General features: G+C 67.7%; 18 protein-coding genes. 14 read left to right on the top strand and 4 right to left on the bottom strand.

The window, feature by feature from the left end; all coding sequences use genetic code 11:
* Nucleotides 1-54 precede the first annotated feature (54 nt).
* The 4 genes from phaC (at nucleotide 55) to QTI05_RS22360 (ending at nucleotide 5,495) form a co-directional block, all read left to right on the top strand.
* Nucleotides 55-1,767: a class I poly(R)-hydroxyalkanoic acid synthase gene (gene phaC, locus QTI05_RS22345; protein WP_286619702.1), complete on the top strand. Its 1,713-nt coding sequence runs from the start codon at nucleotides 55-57 to the stop codon at nucleotides 1,765-1,767.
* A 61-nt stretch (nucleotides 1,768-1,828) separates the two neighbouring features.
* A complete protein-coding gene (locus QTI05_RS22350; RefSeq protein ID WP_286542885.1) occupies nucleotides 1,829-3,007 on the top strand; it encodes an acetyl-CoA C-acetyltransferase in 1,179 nt (392 codons plus the stop codon).
* Nucleotides 3,008-3,178: 171 nt separating this feature from the next.
* Complete coding sequence (locus QTI05_RS27930) at nucleotides 3,179-3,988, top strand: response regulator (protein ID WP_444812953.1); 810 nt, start codon at nucleotides 3,179-3,181, stop codon at nucleotides 3,986-3,988.
* A gap of 145 nt (nucleotides 3,989-4,133) precedes the next feature.
* Complete coding sequence (locus tag QTI05_RS22360) at nucleotides 4,134-5,495, top strand: MmgE/PrpD family protein (protein WP_286619703.1); 1,362 nt, start codon at nucleotides 4,134-4,136, stop codon at nucleotides 5,493-5,495.
* A gap of 36 nt (nucleotides 5,496-5,531) precedes the next feature.
* On the opposite strand, the gene QTI05_RS22365 is transcribed toward QTI05_RS22360, so the two are convergent.
* The 4 genes from QTI05_RS22365 to QTI05_RS22380 all read right to left on the bottom strand — a co-directional run bounded on the left by QTI05_RS22365 (nucleotide 5,532) and on the right by QTI05_RS22380 (nucleotide 9,043).
* Complete coding sequence (locus QTI05_RS22365) at nucleotides 5,532-6,542, bottom strand: zinc-dependent alcohol dehydrogenase family protein (RefSeq protein ID WP_286619704.1); 1,011 nt, start codon at nucleotides 6,540-6,542, stop codon at nucleotides 5,532-5,534.
* A 20-nt stretch (nucleotides 6,543-6,562) separates the two neighbouring features.
* Nucleotides 6,563-7,534 carry a tripartite tricarboxylate transporter substrate binding protein gene (locus tag QTI05_RS22370; RefSeq protein WP_286619705.1) on the bottom strand — a complete coding sequence of 324 codons (972 nt, stop codon included), beginning with the start codon at nucleotides 7,532-7,534 and terminating at the stop codon, nucleotides 6,563-6,565.
* A gap of 22 nt (nucleotides 7,535-7,556) precedes the next feature.
* Nucleotides 7,557-8,417, bottom strand: coding sequence for a fumarylacetoacetate hydrolase family protein (locus QTI05_RS22375; protein ID WP_286619706.1), 861 nt, complete (start codon nucleotides 8,415-8,417; stop codon nucleotides 7,557-7,559).
* 161 nt (nucleotides 8,418-8,578) lie between these two features.
* Nucleotides 8,579-9,043: an EVE domain-containing protein gene (locus tag QTI05_RS22380; protein WP_286619707.1), complete on the bottom strand. Its 465-nt coding sequence runs from the start codon at nucleotides 9,041-9,043 to the stop codon at nucleotides 8,579-8,581.
* 280 nt (nucleotides 9,044-9,323) lie between these two features.
* Here QTI05_RS22380 and aceE point away from each other — a divergent pair, with 280 nt between their 5' ends.
* Genes aceE through phbB form a run of 10 tightly spaced genes read left to right on the top strand, consistent with a single transcriptional unit; the run spans nucleotide 9,324 to nucleotide 24,241 of the window.
* Nucleotides 9,324-11,996 carry a pyruvate dehydrogenase (acetyl-transferring), homodimeric type gene (gene aceE / locus QTI05_RS22385; RefSeq protein WP_286619708.1) on the top strand — a complete coding sequence of 891 codons (2,673 nt, stop codon included), beginning with the start codon at nucleotides 9,324-9,326 and terminating at the stop codon, nucleotides 11,994-11,996.
* A 13-nt stretch (nucleotides 11,997-12,009) separates the two neighbouring features.
* A complete protein-coding gene (aceF, locus tag QTI05_RS22390; RefSeq protein ID WP_286619709.1) occupies nucleotides 12,010-13,608 on the top strand; it encodes a dihydrolipoyllysine-residue acetyltransferase in 1,599 nt (532 codons plus the stop codon).
* 13 nt (nucleotides 13,609-13,621) lie between these two features.
* Nucleotides 13,622-15,388, top strand: coding sequence for a dihydrolipoyl dehydrogenase (lpdA, locus tag QTI05_RS22395; protein ID WP_286619710.1), 1,767 nt, complete (start codon nucleotides 13,622-13,624; stop codon nucleotides 15,386-15,388).
* Nucleotides 15,389-15,398: 10 nt separating this feature from the next.
* Nucleotides 15,399-16,205 (top strand): alpha/beta fold hydrolase, encoded by an 807-nt coding sequence (locus QTI05_RS22400; RefSeq protein WP_286619711.1) that lies wholly within the window; start codon nucleotides 15,399-15,401, stop codon nucleotides 16,203-16,205.
* Between the two features lie 41 nt (nucleotides 16,206-16,246).
* On the top strand, nucleotides 16,247-18,529 hold the full coding sequence (locus QTI05_RS22405) for an NADP-dependent malic enzyme (RefSeq protein ID WP_286542902.1): 2,283 nt from the start codon (nucleotides 16,247-16,249) through the stop codon (nucleotides 18,527-18,529).
* 13 nt (nucleotides 18,530-18,542) lie between these two features.
* Entirely contained in the window at nucleotides 18,543-19,490 is a 948-nt protein-coding gene (lipA, locus tag QTI05_RS22410) for a lipoyl synthase (protein WP_286619712.1), read from the top strand.
* 19 nt (nucleotides 19,491-19,509) lie between these two features.
* Nucleotides 19,510-20,853 (top strand): dicarboxylate/amino acid:cation symporter, encoded by a 1,344-nt coding sequence (locus QTI05_RS22415; protein ID WP_286542906.1) that lies wholly within the window; start codon nucleotides 19,510-19,512, stop codon nucleotides 20,851-20,853.
* Between the two features lie 32 nt (nucleotides 20,854-20,885).
* Nucleotides 20,886-22,220 carry an NAD(P)/FAD-dependent oxidoreductase gene (locus QTI05_RS22420; RefSeq protein WP_286619713.1) on the top strand — a complete coding sequence of 445 codons (1,335 nt, stop codon included), beginning with the start codon at nucleotides 20,886-20,888 and terminating at the stop codon, nucleotides 22,218-22,220.
* A gap of 43 nt (nucleotides 22,221-22,263) precedes the next feature.
* Nucleotides 22,264-23,448 (top strand): acetyl-CoA C-acetyltransferase, encoded by a 1,185-nt coding sequence (locus tag QTI05_RS22425; protein ID WP_286619714.1) that lies wholly within the window; start codon nucleotides 22,264-22,266, stop codon nucleotides 23,446-23,448.
* Nucleotides 23,449-23,482: 34 nt separating this feature from the next.
* Entirely contained in the window at nucleotides 23,483-24,241 is a 759-nt protein-coding gene (phbB, locus tag QTI05_RS22430; RefSeq protein WP_286542910.1) for an acetoacetyl-CoA reductase, read from the top strand.
* The last annotated feature ends 10 nt before the right edge of the window (nucleotides 24,242-24,251 follow it).

The raw sequence follows: 24,251 nt of genomic DNA on the forward strand, positions 1-24,251 counted from the left end.
AATGCAGGATACTCAAAATCCGTCCGGGCTTTCCGGGCCGCCGAAGGAGACATGATGAAACCACAAGCCGCCACCGCCGACGCGTTCGCGTCCATGCAGCAGGCGCTGACTCAGGGCTGGAGCAAGGCGCTGGAATCGTTCCAGTCGGCCGGCATGGGCGGTGTGTCGACGCCCGGCATGCCGATGGAGCTGCCCCAGTTCAGCCTGCAGCCCGAGAAGCTGCAGGCGCTGCAGCAGCAATACGTGGAAGAGGCTTCCGAACTCTGGCGCCAGGGCTTCACCAAGCCGCCCGCTGCCGACAAGCGCTTTGCCGCCGAGGCCTGGGGCAGCAACCCGGTGTCGGCGTTTTCGGCCGCGGTCTACCTGCTCAACGCCCGCACGCTGATGGGCATGGCCGAGGCGGTCGAAGCCGATCCCAAGACCAAGGCCCGGCTGCGCTTCGCGGTCGAGCAGTGGATGGCCGCCTCGGCGCCGAGCAATTCGCTGGCTTTCAATGCCGAAGCGCAGAAGCGGGCGATCGAAACACAGGGCGAGAGCATCGCCAAGGGCCTGCAGAACCTGCTGAAGGACGTGCAGCAGGGCCACCTCAGCATGACCGACGAAAGCGCTTTCGAGGTCGGCCGCAACGTGGCGACCACCGAAGGCGCGGTGGTGTTCGAGAACGAGCTGTTCCAGCTGCTCGAATACAAGCCGCTCACGGCCAAGGTGTACGAGCGGCCGTTCCTGCTGGTGCCCCCGTGCATCAACAAGTTCTACATCCTCGACCTGCAGCCCGAGAACTCGCTGATCCGCTATGCGGTGGAGCAGGGGCACCGCGTGTTCGTGGTGAGCTGGCGCAACCCCGACGAATCGCTGCGCGAGTTCACCTGGGACCGCTACATCGAGGACGCGGCCATCAAGGCGATCCATCTGGCGCAGGAGATCAGCGGCAGCAAGCAGATCAATGCGCTGGGCTTCTGCGTCGGCGGCACCATCCTCAGCACTGCGCTGGCCGTGCTGGCGGCGCGCGGCGAGCATCCGGTGGCGTCGGTCACCCTGCTCACCACCCTGCTCGACTTCAGCGACACCGGCATCCTCGACATCTTCATCGACGAGCAGATGGTGCAGTACCGCGAGATGCAGATGGGCAAGGGCGGCCTGCTGCCGGGCGGCGATCTGTCGTCGACCTTCAGCTTCCTGCGTCCCAACGACCTGTTCTGGAACTACGTGGTCGGCAACTACCTCAAGGGTGAAACGCCGCCGCCGTTCGACCTGCTCTACTGGAACAGCGACGCGACCAACCTGCCGGGCCCGTTCTACGCCTGGTACCTGCGCAACACCTACCTCGAGAACAAGCTCAGGGTTCCCAACGCGCTCACGGTGTGCGGCGCCAAGATCGACCTCGGCGCCATCGACGCGCCGGTCTACCTCTATGGCTCGCGCGAAGACCACATCGTGCCGATCGAGGGCGCCTACGCCTCGACGCAACTGCTCAAGGGCAAGAAGCGCTTCGTGATGGGCGCCTCGGGCCACATCGCGGGCGTGATCAACCCGCCCGCCAAGAAAAAGCGCAGCCACTGGATCCGCGAGGACGGCAAACTGCCGGCGTCCCAGGCCGAGTGGCTCAAGGGCGCGACCGAGCACCCGGGCAGCTGGTGGACCGATTGGTCGAATTGGCTCAAGGGGCATGCAGGCAAACAGATTGCGGCCCCGAAGACCTATGGAAAGGGCAGCGCCTACAAGGCCAGCGAGCCAGCACCCGGCCGCTACGTCAAGGCCCGCGCTTGAATATGGGCACAACCGACCAGACAACCGTTTAAAGTCACTTTTCACCTCTAGGAGAAAGACCATGGAAGACATCGTCATCGTTGCCGCTGCCCGCACTGCTGTCGGCAAATTCGGCGGCTCGCTCGCCGGCATTGCGGCCACCGAACTGGGTGCGCTCGTGATCAAGGAAGTGATCGCGCGCGCCAAGCTCACGCCCGACCAGATCGGCGAAGCCATCATGGGCCAGGTTCTGGCCGCTGGCGCGGGCCAGAACCCGGCGCGCCAGGCCTGGCTGAAGAGCGGCGGCGCCAAGGAAACGCCCGCGCTCACCATCAATGCTGTCTGCGGCTCGGGCCTGAAGGCCGTGATGCTGGCGGCGCAAGCCGTTGCCACGGGTGACAGCGAGATCGTGATCGCTGGCGGCCAGGAGAACATGAGCGCCGCGCCGCACGTGCTGCCGAACTCGCGCAACGGCCAGCGCATGGGCGACTGGAAGCTGGTGGACACGATGATCGTGGACGGCCTGTGGGACGTCTACAACCAGTACCACATGGGCATCACGGCCGAGAACGTGGCCAAGAAGTACAACATCGACCGCGCCGCGCAGGACGAACTCGCGCTCGGCAGCCAGACCAAGGCAGCCGCCGCCCAGGACGCCGGCAAGTTCAAGGACGAGATCGTCGGCGTCAACATTCCGCAGAAGAAGGGCGACCCGGTCGTTTTCGACAAGGACGAGTTCATCAATCGCAAGACCAATGCGGATGGCCTGGCCGGCCTGCGCCCGGCGTTCGACAAGGCCGGCGGCGTGACCGCCGGCAACGCCTCAGGCCTGAACGACGGCGCTGCCGCCGTGATGGTGATGACGGCCAAGAAGGCCGCCGCGCTGGGCCTGACGCCGCTGGGCCGCATCGCCAGCTACGCCACAGCCGGCCTCGACCCGGCGATCATGGGCATGGGCCCGGTGCCGGCCTCGACCAAGGCGCTGCAACGCGCCGGCTGGAAGGCCGCCGACCTGGACGTGCTCGAAATCAACGAAGCCTTCGCCGCACAGGCCTGCGCGGTGAACCGCGAGATGGGCTGGGACGTGAGCAAGGTCAACGTGAATGGCGGCGCAATCGCCATCGGCCACCCGATCGGCGCGTCCGGCTGCCGCATCCTGGTGACGCTGCTGCACGAAATGCAGCGCCAGAACGCCAAGAAGGGCATCGCCTCGCTGTGCATCGGCGGCGGCATGGGCGTGGCGCTGACGATCGAGCGCTGAGCCCAGGGGGGCACGCCCCCTCATCCAGCACCCGGCGCGGCCGCGGTACCCCCTCAGGGTGCCGCGGCCGTCTTTTTTTTTGAGAAAACCGACGTTGCACCGCACAACCGGGTGTATCTGTAGGCCGCAATAGGAAACAATTGCGTCTTCCGGTTGTCATGGCGGTGGTGTATGGATCAGCTTTATTTTGCGTTGGCGTTCGCGCTGCTCGGGGCTGCACTGGCCGCCGCCGTGGCCTGGCTGATCTTCAGGCGCCGGGCGCCGCAGCCTCCTGTGCGAACGTCCCGGCCGGCGAGGCCCCCGGAACCTGCCAACGCACCCTTGGCGGCCAAGCCCGAGGTGCCGCGCGCCGAGGCGCGGCTTGGAGCGGCGACGGCCGCGATTCGGCCTGCGGCCGATAGCCAGCGGCTGGTCGAAACGATCGCGCGCGAGACAGGTATCGAGCACGCTCTGGTCGCGCGCGTCGTGGAGGCGGCGCTGGCGCGCAATGCCAGCGCCGCGCCGCCGCGCCGCCCGCCGCCCGTCGAAAGTCTGCTGGCGGCAACTGCCGAGGCTGCGACGCTGCCGACACCGCGGGTGCGCCCGTCGGCGGCGCCGGCACCGCTCATCATGGTGGTCGACGACTCGGTCACCGTCCGTGTGTTTGCCCAGCGCCTGCTGAAGGCGGCAGGCTACCGGGTGGTGCTGGCGGAAGACGGCCTGGATGCGCTGGAGCGGCTCAAGGAAGAGCGGCCCAGCGTGGTGCTGGCAGATATCGAGATGCCGCGCATGGATGGGTTCGATCTGGCCCGCCACATTCGTGCGGATGGCGCGCTGGCGCATATGCCGATCATCGTGATCACGTCACGCATCGCGCACAAGCATCGCGAGTACGCGCGCCAGATCGGCGTGAACCACTACCTCGGCAAGCCCTACGCGCCGGAGGAGCTGATCCAGCTCGTGCGCCGCTATGCCGTCGTCGGCAGCGCCGTGGCGGCCTGAGCATCGGCCAGTACGTCGGCCGTACGCCGGCGGGCGCGGGAGGCGCTCATCCGAGCCTTCGGAATTCCAGAAGGCTTCGTTCCGAAATGGCAGATTGCGCGCGGGCAGGGCTGCCGCCACCATGCGGGTCATCTGGAGACAACGCATGACGCCGACCACCGCCTCGTTGGCCCGCTTCGCGGCCGACCTCCGCTTCACGGACATTCCCACACCGGTGGTGCGCCGCGCGGAAGACCTGCTGGTCGACTGGTTCGGCTCCGCGCTCGCAGGCCATGGCTCGCGGCCGGTCGAAACCATCGCCGCCTTCGCGCGAGCCATGGGGCCGGCCGCAGGCGGCAGCGAAGTGCTGGTCGGCCGTGGCCGCAGCAGCCCGTACTTCGCCGCAATGGTGAATGCCGCGGCCTCGCACGTGGCCGAACAGGACGACGTGCACAACGGCTCGGTGTTCCATCCCGCGACCGTGGTGTTTCCGGTCGCGCTGGCCTGGGCGCAGGCGCTTGGTGCGAGCGGGCCGCAGTTGCTGACGGCTGCGGTCGCGGGTTACGAGGTCGGCATCCGCGTCGGCGAATTCCTGGGGCGTTCCCACTACAAGGTGTTCCACACCACAGGCACGGCCGGCACGCTCGCGGCTGCCGCGACGGCCGGGCATCTGCTCGGGCTCGATGCGGCGCGCATGCTGCATGCGTTCGGCTCGGCCGGCACGCAGTCGGCGGGCCTCTGGGAGTTCTTGCGCACCGCCGCCGACTCCAAGCAGCTGCACACCGCGCATGCGGCAGCAGCGGGCCTGATGGCGGCGAGCCTGGCGCGCGACGGGTTCACCGGCGCGCAGGCGATCCTCGAAGGCCCGCAAGGCATGGCGGCCGGCATGTCGCGCGACGCCGACCCGGCAAAACTGGTCGAGGGCCTTGGCACGCGCTGGGCACTGGCCGAGACCTCGTTCAAGTTCCATGCCGCCTGCCGCCACACGCATCCGGCCGCGGATGCGCTGCTCGCCGTGATGGCGGCGAACCAGCTGCGCGCAGAAGACATCGACAACGTCGTGACCCATGTTCACCAGGGTGCGATCGATGTATTGGGGCCGGTGGTCGACCCGGCCACGGTGCACCAGTCCAAGTTCTCGATGGGCACGGTGCTGGCGCTGGTGGCGCGCTTCGGGCAGGCCGGCCTGGCCGAGTTCGACGCGCATTTCAGCGAACCCGAAACCCGTGCGTTGCGCGAGCGCGTGCGCATGGAACTCGATGCCGAAGTCGATGGCGCCTATCCGCGCCGCTGGATCGGCAAGGTCACGGTGCGCACCACCGATGGCCGCGTGCTGCAGGGCCGCGTGGACGAACCGAAGGGCGACCCCGGCAACACCCTGAGCCGCGAGGAGATCACCGCCAAGGCATTGCGGCTCGCAGCCTACAGCGGGGCTGCAACCGAAGCCGAGGCGCAGCGCGCCATCGGGCAACTGTGGCAACTGGCGGGCAGCGCTTCGGTCGGCATGCTGCTCGGCGCACCTGCGTGACCATCGGCATGGCGGCGGGGGCGTAGCCCTGGCCCGTCAGGGCTGCAGCACGATCTTGCCGAGCGTGCCGCCGCTGTCGAGCAGCTCATGCACACGGCGCGCATCGGCCAACGCAAAGCGCGTGGCCTGCGGCGCCCGCACCTTGCCGGCCGCCATCAGCGCGATGGCGGATTCCATCAGCCCGCGGCGCTGCACGATGTCGGCGTCCACGGTGTGGATCGAGAAGGTGCGCACTGCCAGGCTCTTGCCGAGCAGCTTGCGCAGTTCGTCGAACACGTCGGCGCTCGGCGGGCCGCTCACGATGTTGTACGACACCACCATGCCGAACGGCGCCAGCGCGCGCAGGCAGGCGACGAACAGCGCACCCCCGATGTGGTCGAAAGCCATGTCGACGCCACGGCCCTCGGTGAGGCGCATCACTTCTTCGGTCAGGGTGCGCGGGTCGCCGTCGATGACGTCATGGGCGCCGTTGGCAAGCGCGAAAGCGCGCTTGGTGTCCGACGAGGCGGTGCCGATCACGCGCAGGCCGCGTTCGCGCGCCACCTGCACCAGTGCGGTTGCGACGCCGCCCGCCGCACCCGGCACCAGGATCGACCGGGCGGACAGGTTGCCGTTGCTGGCCAGCAGCGCCAGCGCGAGCTGGAAGTTGCCGAGGCTCACCGCGTCGTCGAAGGCGATCGACTCGGGCAGGACGAACGGCGCGGACTCGGGCACGCAGATGTACTCGGCATAGCAGCTGCCGCGCTGCGGCAACTCGCGTGCGCTCACCAGCACGCGCTGCCCGACCCGCAACGCGCTGACGCCGGCGCCGACCGCATCGACCACGCCGGCCATCTCGTTGCCGGGGATGGCCGGCATCGGCGGCATCCACTTGTAGGTGCCGTTGCGGATCAGCACGTCCGGGCCGCCGGCGCCGATCGCATGCGCTTTCACGCGCACTGCGCCAGGGCCGGGCTCGGGCAGCGGCAGATCGACCAGCGACAGCACTTCGGGGCCGCCGGGTGTCTGCAACTGGACGGCTTTCATGGTGGTGGTGGCGTTTGCCATGGCTCAGCGCAATCCTTGTTTCATTGTTTGGGAATCTTCGCGTCGGCCACGACCTGCGTCCACCGGTCGAGTTCGCGGGCCACCATGGCCTTCATTTCCTCAGGCGTGCTGCCGCGCGCCTCGCCGCCCATGTCTTCCAGGCGCTGGCGCACAGCGGCCACCTGCAAGGCCCTGGCGGTCTCGGCGTTGAGGCGCTCGATCACCGGGCGCGGCGTGCCGGCCGGCGCCATCAGCCCGGCCCAGGAGCGCACGTCGTAGCCGGGGACGTTCTGTTCGGCCACTGTGGGCACGTTCGGCAGCCCGGGCCAGCGCTGCGGCCCCGTGGTTGCCAGCGCGCGCAGCTTGCCGGCCTGGATGTTCGACATCACCGCGGTCGGCGGCGCGATGATGAACGGCACGTCGCCCGCGAGCAGCGCTGTCAGCGCGGCAGCGTCGCCGCGGTAGGGCACGTGCATCATCGGCGCCTTCGCCATCCGGGCGAGCAGTTCGCCCGCCAGGTGGTGGGTCGAACCGATGCCCGCCGTGCCATAGGCCACGGTGCCGGGGGCGGCCTGGGCGGCGGCGACCACCTCGGGGAAGTTCTGGAACTTCGAGCTGGCGTTGACGACGATGAGGAACGGGAAGTACGTGACCGTCGAGACCATGTCGAAGTCCGCCACGGTCTTGTAGGGCAGCGTGTTGTAGAGCGCGCCGGCCACGGCATGGCCGCCGGTGGCAAGCAGCAGCGTGTAGCCGTCGGGCTTGGCGCGCGCGACCGTGGTCGATGCGATCGTGCCGCCGGCGCCGGACTGCGCCTCCACCACGATCGGCTGGCCGAGCGCCTTGCCCATCTCGACGCCGATCGCGCGGGCAATGGCATCCGCGTTGCCGCCCGGCGCAAAGCCCTGGTAGATCTTGATGGCGCGATCCGGATAGGTGGGCTGCGCCAACGCGGGCAGCGTGGCGAACGCCGCCCAGACGGCGCAGGCCGCAACGAAGTTTCTTTTGTTCATGGCTGTCTCCTCGGGCGCGCGCTCAGTCCTGCGCGGTGACCGGATTGCGGAGCAGGCCCACGGCTTCGATCTCGACCTCGACCGTATCGCCAGGCTTCATGAACCGGGGCGGCTTCTTGCTCCAGCCCACGCCCGCTGGCGTGCCGGTGGCGAACACGTCGCCGGGCACCAGCGTGAAGATGGTCGAGGCGTATTGGATCAGGCGCGGGATCGAAAAGATCATGTGGCCGGTGTGGCTGGATTGCACCGTCTCGCCGTTGAGGCGGGTTTCCAGCTTGAGCTCGCGGCCCGGCGCGATCTCGTCGGCGGTCACCATCCAGGGGCCGAAGGCGCCGGTCGATTCGAAGTTCTTTCCCGAGGCGATCTGTTTGGCATGGAACTGCCATTCGCGCACGCTCGCATCGTTGTAGCAGGCGTAGCCGGCCACATGCTTCCATGCATCGGCTTCGCTGATGTCGCGGCCGCCCTGGCCGATGATCACCGCCAGCTCGCCTTCCCAGTCAAGCGACTCCGACACGCGCGGCCGCACGATGGGCGCGTTGTGCGCCGTCTGCGATCGCCATACCCGCAGGAAGATCGGCGGCTGTTCGGAAAGCTCGCGCTGCATGCCGGCCGCCAGCACCTCCTGGTGGTGGTCCATGTAGTTGCGGACCGCGCAAACGATCTTCTCGGGCCGCGGGATCACCGGCAGAAAGACAACGTCGGCCAGTTTGGCCTCGGCAGCGAGGCCGGCGACCAGCGCATCACGCTGTGCATAGCCGGGGCTGCCGATGAAGTCGGCCAGCGTGGCGCAGCCGGTGCGGGTTGCCAGCTCGGCGACACCGTCGCCGACGACGACGCCCCATGTTTCGCGACCGGCATGTTGGTAGGACATCAGCTTCATCGGGGTTCCTTGAGAAAAGAGAAGGAGGGCGGCGGCGCGCGGAGCGGCCGCCTGACGATGAAGCTATTTTGTGCATAAACGCAGATAAATGCGTAATTGTTAACCCTATGCCTGAAGGGTTGACTGTTGCAAAGCCGGCGCCTGGCGTCCGGCCCCTGGGGTCAAGCCAGCATCTGGTCGACGATCAAGTGCCAGTGCGCGGCATCGACCGGCGTGATCGACAGTCGGTTGCCCTTGCGCAGCACCAGCATGTCGGCGAGGGCCGGCGTCGCGCGCAGTTCCGGCAGGGCCAGCAGCCGGGTCTTGCGCAGCGCCTGAATGTCCAGCAGCAGCCAGCGCGGCGCTTCCGGTTTGGACGCGGCGTCGTGGTAGGGCGAGGCCGGGTCGAACTGCGTCGGATCGGGCCGCGTGCCGGACGCCACGCGCGCGATGCCCGCGATGCCCGGCTCGGCGCAACTCGAGTGATAGAACAGCACGCCGTCGCCGACCTGCATGGCGTCGCGCATGAAGTTGCGCGCCTGGTAGCTGCGCACCCCTGTCCATGCGACCGTTGCGTCGGGTGCAGCCAGCGCGTCGTCGATAGAGCACTCGTCGGGCTCGGATTTCATCAGCCAGTAGCGGGACATGGAAGCGGCTCCTTGGTGGACATCTGAACAAGCCTGGATTTTCAGTCCGGTGCGGCGCCTCAGGGTTTGTGCGGAGGCGCTCGTCCGGCGCACCGGACGGGCGGCCGGCCCGAAGTCCGAAGCTCCGGCACATGGTTTGGCAGCCGCGCGGCCGCGCCCCTGAAAAATCAAGGACTTAGAACGCCGTGGCGTGCCTGCGCGCCATGGCATGCCCATTGCTGAAGAACAAGGTCGGCCGCATCACCGGATGCAGGCCCCGACCATGACAAAGGAGACAGCAATGAGCACGACGGGCGACCTCGACCCTACCGAGACCAACGAATGGCTGGAAGCGCTCGGCGCCGTCCAGCAGCACCGCGGCAACGAGCGCACCAACTTCCTTCTGAACCGCCTGGTGGACGAAGGGCGCCGCGAAGGCGTGTTTGTGCCGCGATCGCTGAACACGGCCTACAAGAACACGATTCCGCCCGAGCAGGAAGAGAAATCGCCCGGCGACCGCGAGATCGAGCATCGCCTGCGCTCGATCATCCGCTGGAACGCGATGGCCATCATCCTGCGGGCCAACAAGGATTCGTCCGAACTCGGCGGCCACATCGCAAGCTTCCAGTCGGCGGCCACGCTCTACGACATCGGCTTCGGCCACTTCTGGCACGCGGCGACCGATGCGCACGGTGGCGACCTGCTGTTCATCCAGGGGCACAGCTCGCCCGGCATCTATGCACGCGCCTTCCTCGAGGGGCGCCTCACCGAGCAGCAACTGCTCAACTATCGCCAGGAGGCCGATGGCGACGGCATCCCGTCCTATCCGCATCCGTGGCTGATGCCCGACTTCTGGCAGTTCCCGACCGTGTCGATGGGTCTCGGGCCCTTGATGGCGATCTACCAGGCGCGCTTTCTGAAGTACCTGCACGGCCGCGGCCTTGCCGACACGACGCCGCGCAAGGTCTGGGCCTTCATGGGCGACGGCGAGATGGACGAGCCCGAATCGCTGGGCGCGATCTCGCTCGCGGGCCGCGAAAACCTCGACAACCTGGTGTTCGTCATCAACTGCAACCTGCAGCGCCTGGACGGCCCGGTGCGCGGCAACGGCAAGATCGTGCAGGAGCTCGAGAGCGTGTTCCGCGGCGCCGGCTGGAACGTCATCAAGGTGCTCTGGGGCAGTGGCTGGGACAAGCTGCTCGCCAAGGACAAGAGCGGCAAGCTGCTGCAGCGCATGGAAGAGTGCGTGGACGGCGAGTACCAGGACTTCAAGAGCAAGAGCGGCGCCTACGTGCGCGAGCACTTCTTCGGCAAGTACGACGAGACCAAAGCCCTGGTCGCCGACATGAGCGACGACGAGATCTGGGGCCTCACGCGCGGCGGCCACGACCCGGAGAAGGTCTTCGCCGCGTACGCCGCCGCCGTCAAGCACAAGGGTCAGCCCACCCTGATCCTGCCCAAGACCGTCAAGGGCTACGGCATGGGTGAATCGGGCGAAGGCCAGATGATCGCGCACCAGGCCAAGAAGATGACGCAGGACGCGCTGCGAGGCTTTCGCGACCGCTTCCAGATTCCGGTGTCCGACGAAGAGCTGCCGAACATCCCGTTCATCAAGCTGGCCGAGGACAGCCCCGAGATGAAGTACCTGCGCGCGCGGCGCGAGGCGCTCGGTGGCTACCTGCCGCAGCGCCGACGCAAGTCGGCCGCGCTCGAGATTCCGCCGCTGGCCACCTTCGACCGGCTGCTCAAGGCCACCGGCGAGCGCGAGATCTCGACCACCATGGCCTTCGTGCAGATGCTCGGCACGCTGGTGCGCGACAAGACCATCGGCAAGCACGTGGTGCCGATCGTGCCCGACGAATCACGCACCTTCGGCATGGAAGGCATGTTCCGCCAGCTCGGCATCTACTCGTCGCTGGGCCAGCTCTACAAGCCGCAGGATGCCGACCAGCTGATGTACTACCGCGAGTCGAAGGACGGCCAGGTGCTGCAGGAAGGCATCAACGAAGGCGGCGCGATGTCCAGCTGGATCGTTGCGGCCACCTCGTACAGCACGAACAACGTGCCGATGATCCCGTTCTACATCTACTACTCGATGTTCGGGCTGCAGCGCGTGGGCGACCTGGCCTGGCTGGCCGGCGACATCCGCGCCCGCGGCTTCCTGCTGGGCGGCACGGCCGGGCGCACCACGCTCAACGGCGAGGGCCTGCAGCACGAAGACGGGCACAGCCACATCCTGGCCGGCACGATCCCCAACTGCATCTCGTACGACCCCACCTTTGCCTACGAGGTGGTGACGATCGTGCGCGAAGGCATGCGCCGCATGTACGAGCAGCAGGAGGACGTGTACTACTACATCACCCTCATGAACGAGAACTACCCGCACCCCGGCATGCCCGAGGGCAGCGAGGCGGGCATTCTCAAGGGGCTCTACCAGCTGAGCGATGGCGGCAAGACGGCCAAGAAGGGCCACCGCGTGCAGCTCATGGGCAGCGGCACCATCCTGCGCGAGGTGATGTTCGCCGCCGAGCTGCTGAAGAACGACTTCGGCATCGCCGCCGACGTGTGGAGCGCCACCAGCTACAACGAGCTGCGCCGCGATGGCATGGCGGCCGAGCGCTGGAGCCGGCTGCACCCGACCGAGCCGGCGCGCAAGAGCCATGTCGAGCAATGCCTCGAAGGGCACGACGGCCCGGTGATCGCCGCCACCGACTACATGCGCAACTATGCCGACCAGGTGCGCGAGTACGTGCAGGCCGCCGGCCGGCGCTACACCGTGCTGGGCACCGACGGCTTCGGCCGCAGCGACTACCGCCGGAAGCTGCGCCGCTTCTTCGAGGTGGACCGCTGGCACGTGGCCGTGGCCGCGCTCAAGGCGCTGGCCGATGACGGGGTGATCAAGCCCGCCGTCGTCGCCGACGCGATCAAGAAATACGGGCTCGACGCCGAGCGTGCGGCCCCCTGGACTGTCTGAGGCGAGGCAAGACATGAGCAACTCAATCGAAATCAAGGTTCCGGACATCGGTGACTTCAAGGATGTGCCGGTCATCGAAATCTTCGTGAAGCCCGGCGACACGGTGAAGGCCGAGGACGCGCTGGTCTCGCTCGAATCGGACAAGGCGACGATGGACGTGCCCGCGCCGCGCGGCGGCGTGGTGCAGTCCATTGCCGTGAAGCTGGGCGACAAGGTAAGCGAAGGCAGCGTGATCATGAGCTTCGCGGCCGAGGGCGGTGCAGCCGCGGCGGCGCCGGCCGCGGCCGTCAAGCCCAGCGTCAGCGCGCCGCCTTCGCCGGTGAATGCGCCGGCCGGGCTGGCCGAGGTGCGGGTGCCCGACATCGGCGAATTCAAGGACGTGCCGGTGATCGAGATCTTCGTGAAGGTCGGCGACACGGTGAAGGCCGAGGATCCGCTGGTCTCCCTCGAATCCGACAAGGCGACGATGGATGTGCCCGCGCCACTCTCGGGCGTGGTGCAGGCGATCACCATCAAGATCGGCGACAAGGTCAGCGAGGGCTCGGTGATCCTCTCGCTGGCGACCGGCGATGCGCCGGTTGCAGCCGCAGCCACGGCGCCAGCCACCTCTGCCACGACCACCGCCGCACCGGCCGCGGCGCCCGTATCCGCCGGCGCCGCGATCGACGAAGCCGCGTTCGCGCTGGCCTATGCAGGCCCGGCCGTGCGCAAGCTGGCGCGCGAACTCGGCGTGGACCTGGGCCGGGTCAAGGGCACCGGCGACCATGGCCGCATCGTGCGCGCCGACGTCGAGGCCTTTGCCAAGGGCGGTGGCGCTGCAGCCGCCGCGCCCGCTGCCGGCAAGGCCGCGGCGCCCGCCGGTGGTGGCGGTGGCGGCCTCGACCTGCTGCCATGGCCCAAGGTCGACTTCGCCAAGTTCGGCCCGACCGAGCGCAAGGAACTGTCACGCATCAAGAAGATCAGCGCCGCCAACCTGCATCGCAACTGGGTCGTCATTCCGCACGTGACGACGCACGACGAGGCCGACATCACCGACCTCGAGCAGTTCCGCGTGCAGATGAACAAGGAGCTGGAAAAGTCGGGCGTCAAGATCAGCATGCTGCCCTTCATGATGAAGGCGGCCGTGGCTGCGCTGAAGAAGTTCCCCGAGTTCAACGCGAGCCTGGACGGCGACGCGCTGGTGCTCAAGAACTACTGGCACATCGGCTTCGCGGCCGACACGCCCAACGGCCTGATGGTGCCGGTGATCCGCGACGTCGACAAGAAGAGCGTGCCCGACATCGCCAAGGAGATGGGCGAGCTTGCCAAGCTCGCCCGCGACGGCAAGCTCAAGCCCGACCAGATGTCGGGCGGCACCTTCACCATCAGCTCGCTCGGCGGCATCGGCGGCATCTACTTCACGCCGATCATCAATGCGCCCGAGGTGGCCATCATGGGTGTGTGCAAGAGCTACTGGAAGCAGCACTCGGCCGACGGCAAGACCTATGCGTCGCGCCTCACGCTGCCGCTGTCCCTGTCATGGGATCACCGCGTGATCGACGGTGCTGCCGCCGCGCGCTTCAACGTGTATTTCGCCAACGTGCTCGCCGATCTGCGGCGCGTGCTGTTCTGAAGGGGGCTCGCAAATGGCCAATCTGGTGGAAGTCAAAGTCCCCGACATCGGCGACTTCAAGGATGTCGCGATCATCGAGCTGCTGGTCAAACCCGGCGAAGTCATCGCGGTCGATACCGGCCTGATCATGGTGGAGTCCGACAAGGCGTCGATGGAGATCCCGTCCACCCATGCCGGCACCATCAAGGAACTGAAGGTCAAGCTGGGCGACAAGGTCAGTGAGGGCTCGGTGATCCTGGTGGTCGAGACCGCTGCGGCAGCGCCCGCCACCGCACCGGCCCAGGCGCCCGCCGCGCCTGTTGCGGCGGCACCTGTTGCGGCCACGCCGGCAGCGGCACCCGCTGCGGGCAGCTACGCCGGCAAGGTCGACGTCGAATGCGAGGTGCTCGTGCTCGGCGCCGGCCCAGGGGGCTACTCGGCGGCCTTCCGCAGCGCCGACCTCGGCATGAAGACCGTGCTGGTGGAGCGCTACGCAACGCTCGGTGGCGTGTGCCTGAACGTCGGCTGCATCCCGTCGAAGGCGCTGTTGCACACCGCGAGCGTGATGGACGAGGTCAAGTCGCTCGGCCATCACGGCATCAAGTACGCCGCACCCGAAGTCGACATCGATGCGCTGCGCGGCTTCAAGGACGGCGTCATCAAGAAGCTCACCGGTGGCCTGGCCGGCATGGCCAAGGCGCGCAAGGTCGAGGTCGTCACCGGCGTCGGCAGCTTCCTCGATGCGCACCATGTCGAAGTGGTGGGCGCGGGCGGTGCGAAGAAGGTGGTGAAGTTCGCCAAGGCCATCATCGCCGCGGGCTCGCAGGCCGTGAAGCTGCCGTTCATGCCCGAGGACGAGCGCGTGGTCGACTCCACCGGGGCGCTGCTGCTCAAGAGCATTCCCAAGCGCATGCTGGTGGTCGGCGGCGGCATCATCGGGCTGGAGATGGCCACGGTCTACTCCACGCTCGGCACGCGCATCGACGTGGTCGAGATGCTCGACGGCCTGATGCAGGGCGCCGACCGCGACCTGGTCAAGGTTTGGGAGAAGGTCAACGCCCCGCGTTTCGACAACGTGATGCTCAAGACCAAGACCGTCGGCGCCAAGGCGACCAAGGCCGGCATCGAGGTCAGCTTCGAAGGCGAGAAAGCGCCCAAGGGGCCGCAGGTCTACGACCTGGTGCTGGTGGCCGTGGGCCGCAGCCCGAACGGCAACAAGATCGGCGCCGAGAAGGCCGGCGTGGCTGTGACGGATCGCGGCTTCATCAACGTCGACAAGCAGATGCGCACCAACGTGCCGCACATCTATGCCATCGGCGACATCGTCGGTCAGCCGATGCTGGCCCACAAGGCGGTGCACGAGGCGCACGTGGCGGCCGAAGCGGCGCATGGCGAAGCAGCCTTCTTCGATGCGAGGCAGATTCCCTCTGTGGCCTACACCGACCCGGAAGTCGCCTGGGCGGGCAAGACCGAGGAGCAGTGCAAGGCCGAGGGCATCAAGATCGGCAAGGCGGTGTTCCCGTGGGCCGCCTCCGGCCGCGCCATCGCCAACGGGCGCGACGAGGGCTTCACCAAGCTGCTGTTCGACGAGGCCACGCACCGCATCGTCGGCGGCGCCATCGTCGGCACCCATGCGGGCGACCTGATCAGCGAGGTGTGCCTGGCCATCGAAATGGGCTGCGAGCCGGGCGACATCGGCAAGACCATCCACCCGCATCCGACGCTGGGCGAATCGATCGGCATGGCGGCCGAACTGTTCGAAGGTGTGTGCACCGACCTGCCGCCGGTGAAGAAGAAGTAGGCCGCACGCCATGGCGCTTCAACTTGCCTTCGAGGCGCTCGGTGCCGGGCCGCCGGTGGTGATCCTGCACGGGCTGTTCGGTGCAGGCCGCAACTGGATGCACGTCGCAGAGGCGCTCGCGGCGCACTACCGCGTCTACCTGCCCGACGCGCGCAACCACGGCGCTTCGCCGTGGGCCGAAACCATGTCGTACACCGAGATGGCGCTCGACGTGGCGGCGTTGATCGAGCGCGAGCAGCTGCAGCAGCCGTTCGTGATCGGCCACAGCATGGGCGGCAAGACCGCCATGGCCCTGGCGCTCGGCCATCCGCAGTCCGTCGGCGGTATCGCGGTGATCGACATTGCGCCCGAGGACTATGCGGACCAGTTCTCGTCCTACGTGTCCGCCATGCGCGGCCTGGATCTGGCGGCCGCGACCCGGCGCCGCGAAATCCGCCAGGCCCTGGCGGACAGCCTCAGCCCCGAGGCGCCGGTCGACTTCCTGATGCAGAACCTGCGCCACCAGGGCGACCGCTTCGACTGGCGTCTCAATCTGCTCGCCACCGGGCTGTGCATGCGCGAGCTCTGCGGGTTCCCCGCGGCGCTGCGGCAGCAGAGTTATGACGGCCCGGCGCTGTTCCTCTCCGGCGCGGAGTCCGACTACGTGCGGCCCGAATCGCTGGCCGGCATCCGGGCGTGTTTCCCCGGTGCGCAGCTGGAGCGCATTGCCGATGCCGGGCACTGGGTGCACGCGGACCAGCCGCAGGCGCTGTTGTGCGGACTGCACGAGTGGCTGGGCGATGCGTGCGCCATCGCCCCCACTGAATTCCCGCGCTGAGCCCGACGCCACCGACAACCAAGAAACACGGAGACAAACCCATGTCCGACAACCTGCGCGAAGCCGCACTCGACTACCACCGCTACCCGACGCCCGGCAAGATCTCGGTGAACCCGACCAAGCCGATGGCCACGCAGCGCGACCTTGCACTCGCGTACTCGCCCGGCGTGGCCGACGCGTGCATGGAGATCGTGCGCGACCCGGCCGAGGCGATGAACCTCACCTCGCGCGCCAACCTCGTGGCGGTGATCACCAACGGCACCGCAGTGCTGGGCCTGGGCAACATCGGCCCGCTGGCCGGCAAGCCCGTGATGGAGGGCAAGGGCTGCCTGTTCAAGAAGTTCGCCGGCATCGACGTCTTCGACATCGAGCTCGACGAGAACGATCCGGACGCGCTGATCGACACCATCGCGCGCATGGAGCCCACCTTCGGTGGCATCAACCTCGAGGACATCAAGGCGCCCGAGTGCTTCTACATCGAGAAGAAGCTGCGCGAGCGCATGAAGATTCCGGTGTTCCACGACGACCAGCACGGCACCGCCATCGTCGCGGCGGCCGCCATCCTCAACGCGCTTCGGCATGTGAAGAAGGACATCGGCGAGGTCAAGCTGGTGGCCTCCGGTGCCGGTGCTGCGGCCCTGGCCTGCCTCGATCTGATCGTCAGCCTCGGCCTGCCGATGCGCAATATCTTCGTGTCCGACAGCCTGGGCGTGGTCTACACCGGCCGCAAGGAGCAGATGGATCCGAACAAGGCCCGCTATGCGCAGGACACGCCGGCGCGCAAGCTCGCCGACGTCATCGGTGGGGCCGACATCTTCCTGGGCCTGTCGGCCGGCGGGGTGCTCAAGCCGGAGATGGTCAAGGAGATGGCGCGCGACCCGATCATCCTGGCCATGGCCAATCCGACGCCGGAGATCCTGCCGGAGGACGCGCTGGCGGTGCGCCCCGACGCCATTCTCGGCACCGGCCGTTCGGACTACCCGAACCAGGTCAACAACGTGCTGTGTTTTCCGTTCATCTTCCGCGGCGCGCTCGATGTCGGCGCCACCACCATCAACGAGGAGATGAAGCTCGCCGCCGTGCGCGCCATCGCCGAGCTCGCGCATGCGGAGATTCCCGAAGTCGTGGCCCAGGCCTATGGCGCCGTGGGCCTGCGCTTCGGGCGCGACTACCTGATCCCCAAGCCGTTCGATCCGCGTCTGATCGAGGCGGTCGCCCCCGCCGTCGCCCAGGCCGCCGTGGACAGCGGCGTGGCGACCCGGCCGATCGCCGACATGCCCGCCTACCGGCAGCGCCTGTCGCAGTTCGTCTACCAGTCGGGCAGCAGCATGCAGCCGCTGTTCGCGGCGGCCAAGCAGTCGCCCAAGCGCGTGGTCTACGCCGAAGGCGAGGACGAGCGCGTGCTGCGCGCCGCGCAGGTCGTGGTCGACGAAGGCCTCGCACGGCCGTTGCTGCTCGGGCGCCCCGAGGTGATCGCCGAGCGCATCGCGCAGTTCGGTTTGCGCCTCACGCTCGGCACCGATTGCGAAGCTGTCGACCTGCTCGACCCGGCCGTGCACGGCGATGCGGCCGAGGCCTACTACCAGCTCAAGCGCCGCGACGGCGTCTCGCGCCTGGTGGCGCAGACCGAGATGCGCAGCCGCGGCACGCTGCTCGCGGCCATGCTGGTGCGCCAGGGCAAGGCCGACGCCATGCTGTGCGGCACGCTCGGCGGTTATGGCGACCACCTGCGCCATGTGCGCGACGTGATCGGCCTGCGCGCCGGCACCAAGACCATGGCCGCCATGCAGATGCTGATGCTGCCGGGCCGCCAGCTCTTCATCTGCGACACGCACGTCAACCGCGACCCCGACGCGGCGCAGATCGCCGAGATCACGCTGCTTGCGGCCGAAGAGGTGCGCCGCTTCGGCGTGACGCCGAGCGTGGCGCTGCTGTCGCACTCGAACTTCGGTGGCTCCGACGCGGCATCGGCCGTGAAGATGCGCGAGGCGCTTGCGCTCATCAAGGCGGCCGACCCGCAGCTCGCGGTGGAAGGCGAGATGCGCGGCGACGCGGCGCTGTCCAAGACCATCCTCGACCACGAGTTCCCGGACTCGGCGCTGCAGACCGAAGCCAACGTGCTCATCATGCCCAACGTCGATGCGGCCAACATCTCGTACAACCTGCTGCGCATGGCGGCCGGCAGCGGCATCACGGTGGGCGGCATCCTGCTGGGCGCGGCGCGCTCGGTGCACATCCTCACGCCGTCTTCCACGGTGCGCCGCATCGTCAACATGACGGCGCTGGCGGTGGTCGATGCCAACTCGCAGCGCAACGCGGCCTGACGTCGGCACGGCCATGAACGACACCGCAGTGCTCCACGGCCCGCAGCGCGGCGCCGCCAAGACGCGCCGGATTCCGATCCGCGTGGCCGAGGCGGGCCCGGCCCTGCCCAAACCCGACTGGATCCGCGTGCGCGTCTCGCAGAGCGAGAGCTTCCGCGAAGTCAAGCGCACGCTGCGCGAGGCCAGCCTGCACACGGTGTGCGAAGAGGCTTCGTGCCCGAACATCGGCGAATGCTTCAGCAAGGGCACGGCCACCTTCATGGTGCTGGGCGACCTGTGCACGCGCCGCTGCCCGTTCTGCGACGTGGCCCACGGCCGCCCGCAGCCGCCCGATCCCGAGGAGGCGCAGCACCTGGCCGAGACCGTGGCGCGGCTGCGCCTGAAGTACGTGGTGATCACCAGCGTCGACCGCGACGACCTGCGCGATGGCGGCGCGGCGCACTTCGCCGCATGCATCCGCGCGGTGCGCGCGCACTCGCCCGGCACGCAGATCGAGGTGCTCGTGCCCGACTTCCGCGGCCGCGCCGAAGTGGCGCTGGACATCCTCGCGGCCGACCCGCCCGACGTGATGAACCACAACCTCGAGACCGTGCCTCGCCTGTACCGCCAGGCGCGCCCCGGCGCCGACTACCTGCATTCGCTGCAGCTGTTGCAGTCATTCCGCGCGCGCTGCCCCGGGGTGCCCACTAAGTCCGGCCTGATGCTGGGCCTGGGCGAGACCGACGACGAGGTGCTCGACGTGATGCGCGACATGCGCCGCCACGGCGTCGACATGCTCACCGTCGGGCAGTACCTGCAGCCGCGCCCCGGCAACCTGCCGGTGGAGCGCTACGTTGCACCCGTGCAGTTCGAAACCCTTGCGCAGCAGGCAAGCGCCATGGGCTTTGCACATGCCGCCTGCGGACCGCTCGTGCGGTCGAGTTACCACGCCGACCGGCAGGCACATGCCGCCGGCGTCTGAAATTTTCTAGGAGACACCCGTGGACCACCAACCCGTACCCAAGCCCTTTTACAAGTCCCTGTACTTCCAGGTCATCACGGCGATCGTCATCGGCGTCCTGCTGGGGCATTTTTGGCCCGAGACCGGCGCGGCGATGAAGCCGCTGGGGGATGGCTTCATCAAGCTCATCAAGATGATCATTGCGCCGATCATCTTCTGCACCGTCGTGGTCGGCATCGCCGGCATGGAAGACATGAAGAAGGTCGGCAAGACCGGTGGCCTGGCGCTCCTGTACTTCGAGATCGTGAGCTCGATCGCGCTCGTCGTCGGGCTGGTGATCATCAACATCGTGCGGCCCGGCGCGGGCATGAACGTCGACGTGAGCCAGCTCGACGCCAAGAGCATCGCGGCCTACACCGGCCCCGGCAAGATGCAGAGCACCACCGACTTCCTGCTCAACGTGATCCCGAGCACGGTGGTCGACGCCTTTGCCAAGGGCGAGATCCTGCAGGTGCTGCTGATCGCCGTGATGTTCGGCTTCGCGCTGCACAAGTTCGGCGGCCGCGGCACGCTGGTGTTCGACGTGATCGAAAAGGGCTCGCACGTTCTTTTCGTGATCGTGGGCTACATCATGAAGGTCGCGCCGATCGGTGCCTTCGGCGCGATGGCCTTCACCATCGGCAAGTACGGCGTGAGCTCGCTGCTGCAACTCGGCCAGCTGATGGCCACCTTCTATGCCACCTGCCTGTTCTTCATCTTCGTGGTGCTGGGGCTCATTGCGAGGTTCCATGGCTTCAGCATCTGGAAGTTCATCAAGTACATCAAGGAAGAGCTGCTGATCGTGCTGGGCACCTCGTCGAGCGAATCTGTGCTGCCGCGCATGATGGCCAAGCTGGAGAACCTGGGCGCCAAGAAGTCGGTGGTCGGCCTGGTGGTTCCGACGGGCTACTCGTTCAACCTCGACGGCACCTCGATCTACCTGACGATGGCGGCCGTGTTCATCGCCCAGGCGACCAACACCGACATGACGCTCGGCCAACAGCTCACGCTGCTGCTGGTGCTGCTGCTGACCTCGAAGGGTGCGGCCGGCGTGACGGGCAGCGGCTTCATCGTGCTGGCGGCCACGCTGTCGGCCGTGGGCCATGTGCCGGTGGCCGGTCTCGCGTTGATCCTGGGCATTGACCGCTTCATGTCGGAAGCCCGCGCGCTGACCAACCTGATCGGCAACGGCGTCGCCACGCTGGTCGTGGCCAAGTGGACCGGCGACCTCGACACCGACCGCATGACCCGGCACCTGAACCAGGAGACCTCGGCCGAAGCGGACGAGCCCGAAGAGGTGCTCGACGCGACCGAGGCGCACATGCCGGCCGGTTCGGCCCGCTGAGCGACGCGATCCCATCGTTCCGGCGCCGCACCATGCGCAACCCTGATTCGAAGCACCAGGTCGTCATCGTCGGCGGCGGCGCCGGCGGGCTGGAGCTCGCCACGCGCCTCGGCGATTCGCTGGGCAAGCACGGCGAGGCGGACATCACGCTGATCGACAAGAACCGCACGCATGTGTGGAAGCCGAAGCTGCACGAGATCGCCTCCGGCAGCATGGACATGAGTGCGCACGAAGTCGACTACCTGGCGCAGGCGCACTGGCATCGTTTCCGGTTCCGGCTGGGCGAGCTGACGGCGATCGACCGCGAGCGGCGCGAAGTGCACGTCGCGCCCTATCTGGACGACGAAGGCCGGCTGGTCACCCCCGCGCGTGCCTTCGCCTACGACACGCTGGTGGTTTCAGTTGGCAGCCTGAGCAACGATTTCGGAACGCCCGGCGTGCGCGAACACGGGCTCAGGCTCGAATCGAAGGTGGATGCGCAGCGCTTTCACGCACGCATGGTCAATGCCTGCATCCGCGCGCATGCCCAGACCACGCCGTTGCGGCCGGAGCAGTTGCATGTGGCGATCATCGGCGCCGGTGCCACGGGTGTCGAACTGGCCGCCGAACTGCACCGCACCACCCGCGAGGTCGTGGCCTACGGGCTGGACCGCGTGGATGCCGAGAAAGACATCCAGGTCAGCGTCATCGAGGCTGCCGATCGGGTGTTGCCGGCGCTGCCGCCGCGCATGTCGGCAGCAACCGAGGCGCTGCTGCGCAAGCTCGGTGTGGACGTGCATACCTCGGCCAAGGTGGCCGAGGTTCTGCCCGAAGGCGTGCGACTTGCCGACGGCAGGATCTTGCCGGCTGAGCTGGTGGTGTGGGCGGCCGGCGTCAAGGCGCCCGACTTGCTCAAGGAGATCGCGGGGCTGGAAACCAACCGCAGCAACCAGCTCGTGGTGCTGCCGACCCTGCAGACCACGCGCGACCCGGACATCTTTGCCATGGGCGACTGCGCGCAGTGCGCCTGGCCCGAGGCCAACGACGGCAAGGGCGGGTTCGTGCCGCCGCGCGCGCAGGCGGCCCACCAGCAGGCCTCGCACGTCGCGGCGCAGATCCGGCGCCGCCTGGCCGGCAAGCCGCTCAAGAACTACCGCTATCGCGACTTCGGCTCGCTCGTGTCGCTCGGCGAATTCAGCACCGTCGGCAACATGATGGGCGGATTGATCGGCGGCAACCTGATGATCGAAGGCAGCTTCGCGCGCCTGATGTACATCTCGCTCTACAAGATGCACGAGCTCGCACTGCACGGCTTCGTCAAGGTCGCGCTCGACACGCTCGCCCGCCTGATCACGCGGCGCACCGAACCCCACGTCAAGCTGCACTGACCGGTGCAGCCTGCCATTTCATTCGCAACCCAAGGAGACTCTCGTGACAGACGATATCGTGATTGTGGCGGCCCAACGCACGGCGGTGGGCAAGTTCGGCGGTGCACTCGCCGGTACGGCGGCGGTCGACCTGGGCGCCCATGTGGTGAAGGGCCTGCTCGCCCGGGCCGGCGTGCCGGCTGATGCGGTCTCCGAGGTCATCATGGGCCAGGTTCTCGCGGCTGGTGCCGGCCAGAACCCGGCACGCCAGACCGTGCTCAAGGCCGGCTTGCCCATCGGCGTGCCGGGCCTGACCATCAACGCGGTCTGCGGCTCGGGCCTGAAGGCGGTGATGCTGGCGGCGCAAGCGGTTGCCACGGGCGACAGCGAGATCGTGATCGCCGGCGGGCAGGAGAACATGAGCGCCGCGCCGCACGTGCTGCCGAACTCGCGCAACGGCCAGCGCATGGGCGACTGGAAGCTGGTGGACACCATGATCGTGGACGGCCTGTGGGACGTCTACAACCAGTACCACATGGGCATCACGGCCGAGAACGTGGCCAAGAAGTACGGCATCACGCGCGACATGCAGGACGCACTGGCGCTGGCCTCGCAGCAGAAGGCCGCGGCAGCGCAGGACGCGGGGCGCTTCGGCGACGAGATCCTGCCCTTCAGCATTGCGCAGAAGAAGGGCGACCCGATCGTCTTCGACAAGGACGAGTTCATCAACCGCAAGACCAATGCCGAAGGCCTGGCGGGCCTGCGCCCGGCGTTCGACAAGGCCGGCGGCGTGACCGCCGGCAACGCCTCGGGCCTGAACGACGGCGCCGCCGCCGTGATGGTGATGACGGCCAAGAAGGCCGCCGCGCTCGGCCTGCAGCCGCTGGCCGTGATCCGCGCTTATGCGACCGCGGGCCTCGACCCGTCGCTGATGGGCATGGGCCCGGTGCCCGCCTCGCAACTGGCCCTCAAGAAAGCCGGCTGGAAGGCGCAAGACCTGGATCTCATGGAGATCAACGAAGCCTTCGCGGCGCAGGCCTGTGCGGTCAACCGCGAGATGGAGTGGGACACCAGCAAGATCAACGTCAACGGTGGCGCCATTGCCATCGGCCACCCGATCGGCGCTTCGGGCTGCCGCGTGCTGGTGACGCTGCTGCACGAGATGCGCCGCCGCGGCGCGAACAAGGGCCTGGCCTCGCTGTGTATCGGCGGCGGCATGGGCGTTGCGCTGGCGGTGGAACGCGCCTGAACCATTTTTTTGTCACACAACGAGGAGCACATCAATGAGCGAACAACAAGGCAAGCAGCAGGTGGTGCTGGTCACCGGTGGCATGGGTGGCCTGGGCGAGACGATCTCCACCAAGATGGTGGACGCGGGCTACAAGCTCGCGGTGACCTACTCGCCGGGCAACAAGACGCATGCGGACTGGGTGGCGCAGATGAAGGGGCGCGGCTACGAGATCCTGGCCGTGCCCTGCGACGTGGCCGACTACGGATCGTGCACGCAGGCGGTGGCCGACGTCGTCGCGAAGCTGGGCCCGGTCGACGTGCTGGTCAACAACGCCGGCATCACGCGCGACATGACCTTCAAGAAGATGGACCGCGTCAACTGGGACGCCGTGCTGCGCACCAACCTCGACAGCCTGTTCAACATGAGCAAGCAGGTCGCCGACGGCATGGTCGATCGCGGCTGGGGCCGCATCATCAACGTCTCGTCGGTGAACGGCTCCAAGGGCGCGTTCGGCCAGACCAACTACTCCGCGGCCAAGGCCGGCGTGCACGGTTTCACCAAGGCGCTGGCGCTCGAGGTGGCGAAGAAGGGTGTCACCGTCAACACGATCTCGCCCGGCTACATCGGCACGAAGATGGTCACGGCGATCCCGAAGGAAGTGCTCGACAGCAAGATCCTGCCGCACATCCCGGTTGGCCGGCTCGGCAAGCCCGAGGAAGTGGCGGGCCTGATCATCTACCTCGCCTCGGAAGAAGCGGCATTCGTCACCGGTGCCAATATCGCCATCAATGGCGGTCAGCACATGCAATGAGCAAGCCATC

This window comes from Variovorax fucosicus (assembly GCF_030316825.1).
Classification (GTDB): domain Bacteria; phylum Pseudomonadota; class Gammaproteobacteria; order Burkholderiales; family Burkholderiaceae_C; genus Variovorax; species Variovorax fucosicus.

Coding starts and splice junctions, on each gene's coding strand:
- aceE (WP_286619708.1), top strand. CDS start 9,324: ATGAGCACGACGGGCGACCTCGACCCTACCGAGACCAACGAATGGCTG.
- lpdA (WP_286619710.1), top strand. CDS start 13,622: ATGGCCAATCTGGTGGAAGTCAAAGTCCCCGACATCGGCGACTTCAAG.
- QTI05_RS22380 (WP_286619707.1), bottom strand. CDS start 9,043: ATGTCCCGCTACTGGCTGATGAAATCCGAGCCCGACGAGTGCTCTATC.
- QTI05_RS22365 (WP_286619704.1), bottom strand. CDS start 6,542: ATGGCAAACGCCACCACCACCATGAAAGCCGTCCAGTTGCAGACACCC.
- lipA (WP_286619712.1), top strand. CDS start 18,543: ATGAACGACACCGCAGTGCTCCACGGCCCGCAGCGCGGCGCCGCCAAG.
- QTI05_RS22360 (WP_286619703.1), top strand. CDS start 4,134: ATGACGCCGACCACCGCCTCGTTGGCCCGCTTCGCGGCCGACCTCCGC.
- QTI05_RS27930 (WP_444812953.1), top strand. CDS start 3,179: ATGGATCAGCTTTATTTTGCGTTGGCGTTCGCGCTGCTCGGGGCTGCA.
- aceF (WP_286619709.1), top strand. CDS start 12,010: ATGAGCAACTCAATCGAAATCAAGGTTCCGGACATCGGTGACTTCAAG.
- QTI05_RS22370 (WP_286619705.1), bottom strand. CDS start 7,534: ATGAACAAAAGAAACTTCGTTGCGGCCTGCGCCGTCTGGGCGGCGTTC.
- QTI05_RS22400 (WP_286619711.1), top strand. CDS start 15,399: ATGGCGCTTCAACTTGCCTTCGAGGCGCTCGGTGCCGGGCCGCCGGTG.
- phbB (WP_286542910.1), top strand. CDS start 23,483: ATGAGCGAACAACAAGGCAAGCAGCAGGTGGTGCTGGTCACCGGTGGC.
- QTI05_RS22405 (WP_286542902.1), top strand. CDS start 16,247: ATGTCCGACAACCTGCGCGAAGCCGCACTCGACTACCACCGCTACCCG.
- QTI05_RS22375 (WP_286619706.1), bottom strand. CDS start 8,417: ATGAAGCTGATGTCCTACCAACATGCCGGTCGCGAAACATGGGGCGTC.
- QTI05_RS22350 (WP_286542885.1), top strand. CDS start 1,829: ATGGAAGACATCGTCATCGTTGCCGCTGCCCGCACTGCTGTCGGCAAA.
- phaC (WP_286619702.1), top strand. CDS start 55: ATGAAACCACAAGCCGCCACCGCCGACGCGTTCGCGTCCATGCAGCAG.
- QTI05_RS22420 (WP_286619713.1), top strand. CDS start 20,886: ATGCGCAACCCTGATTCGAAGCACCAGGTCGTCATCGTCGGCGGCGGC.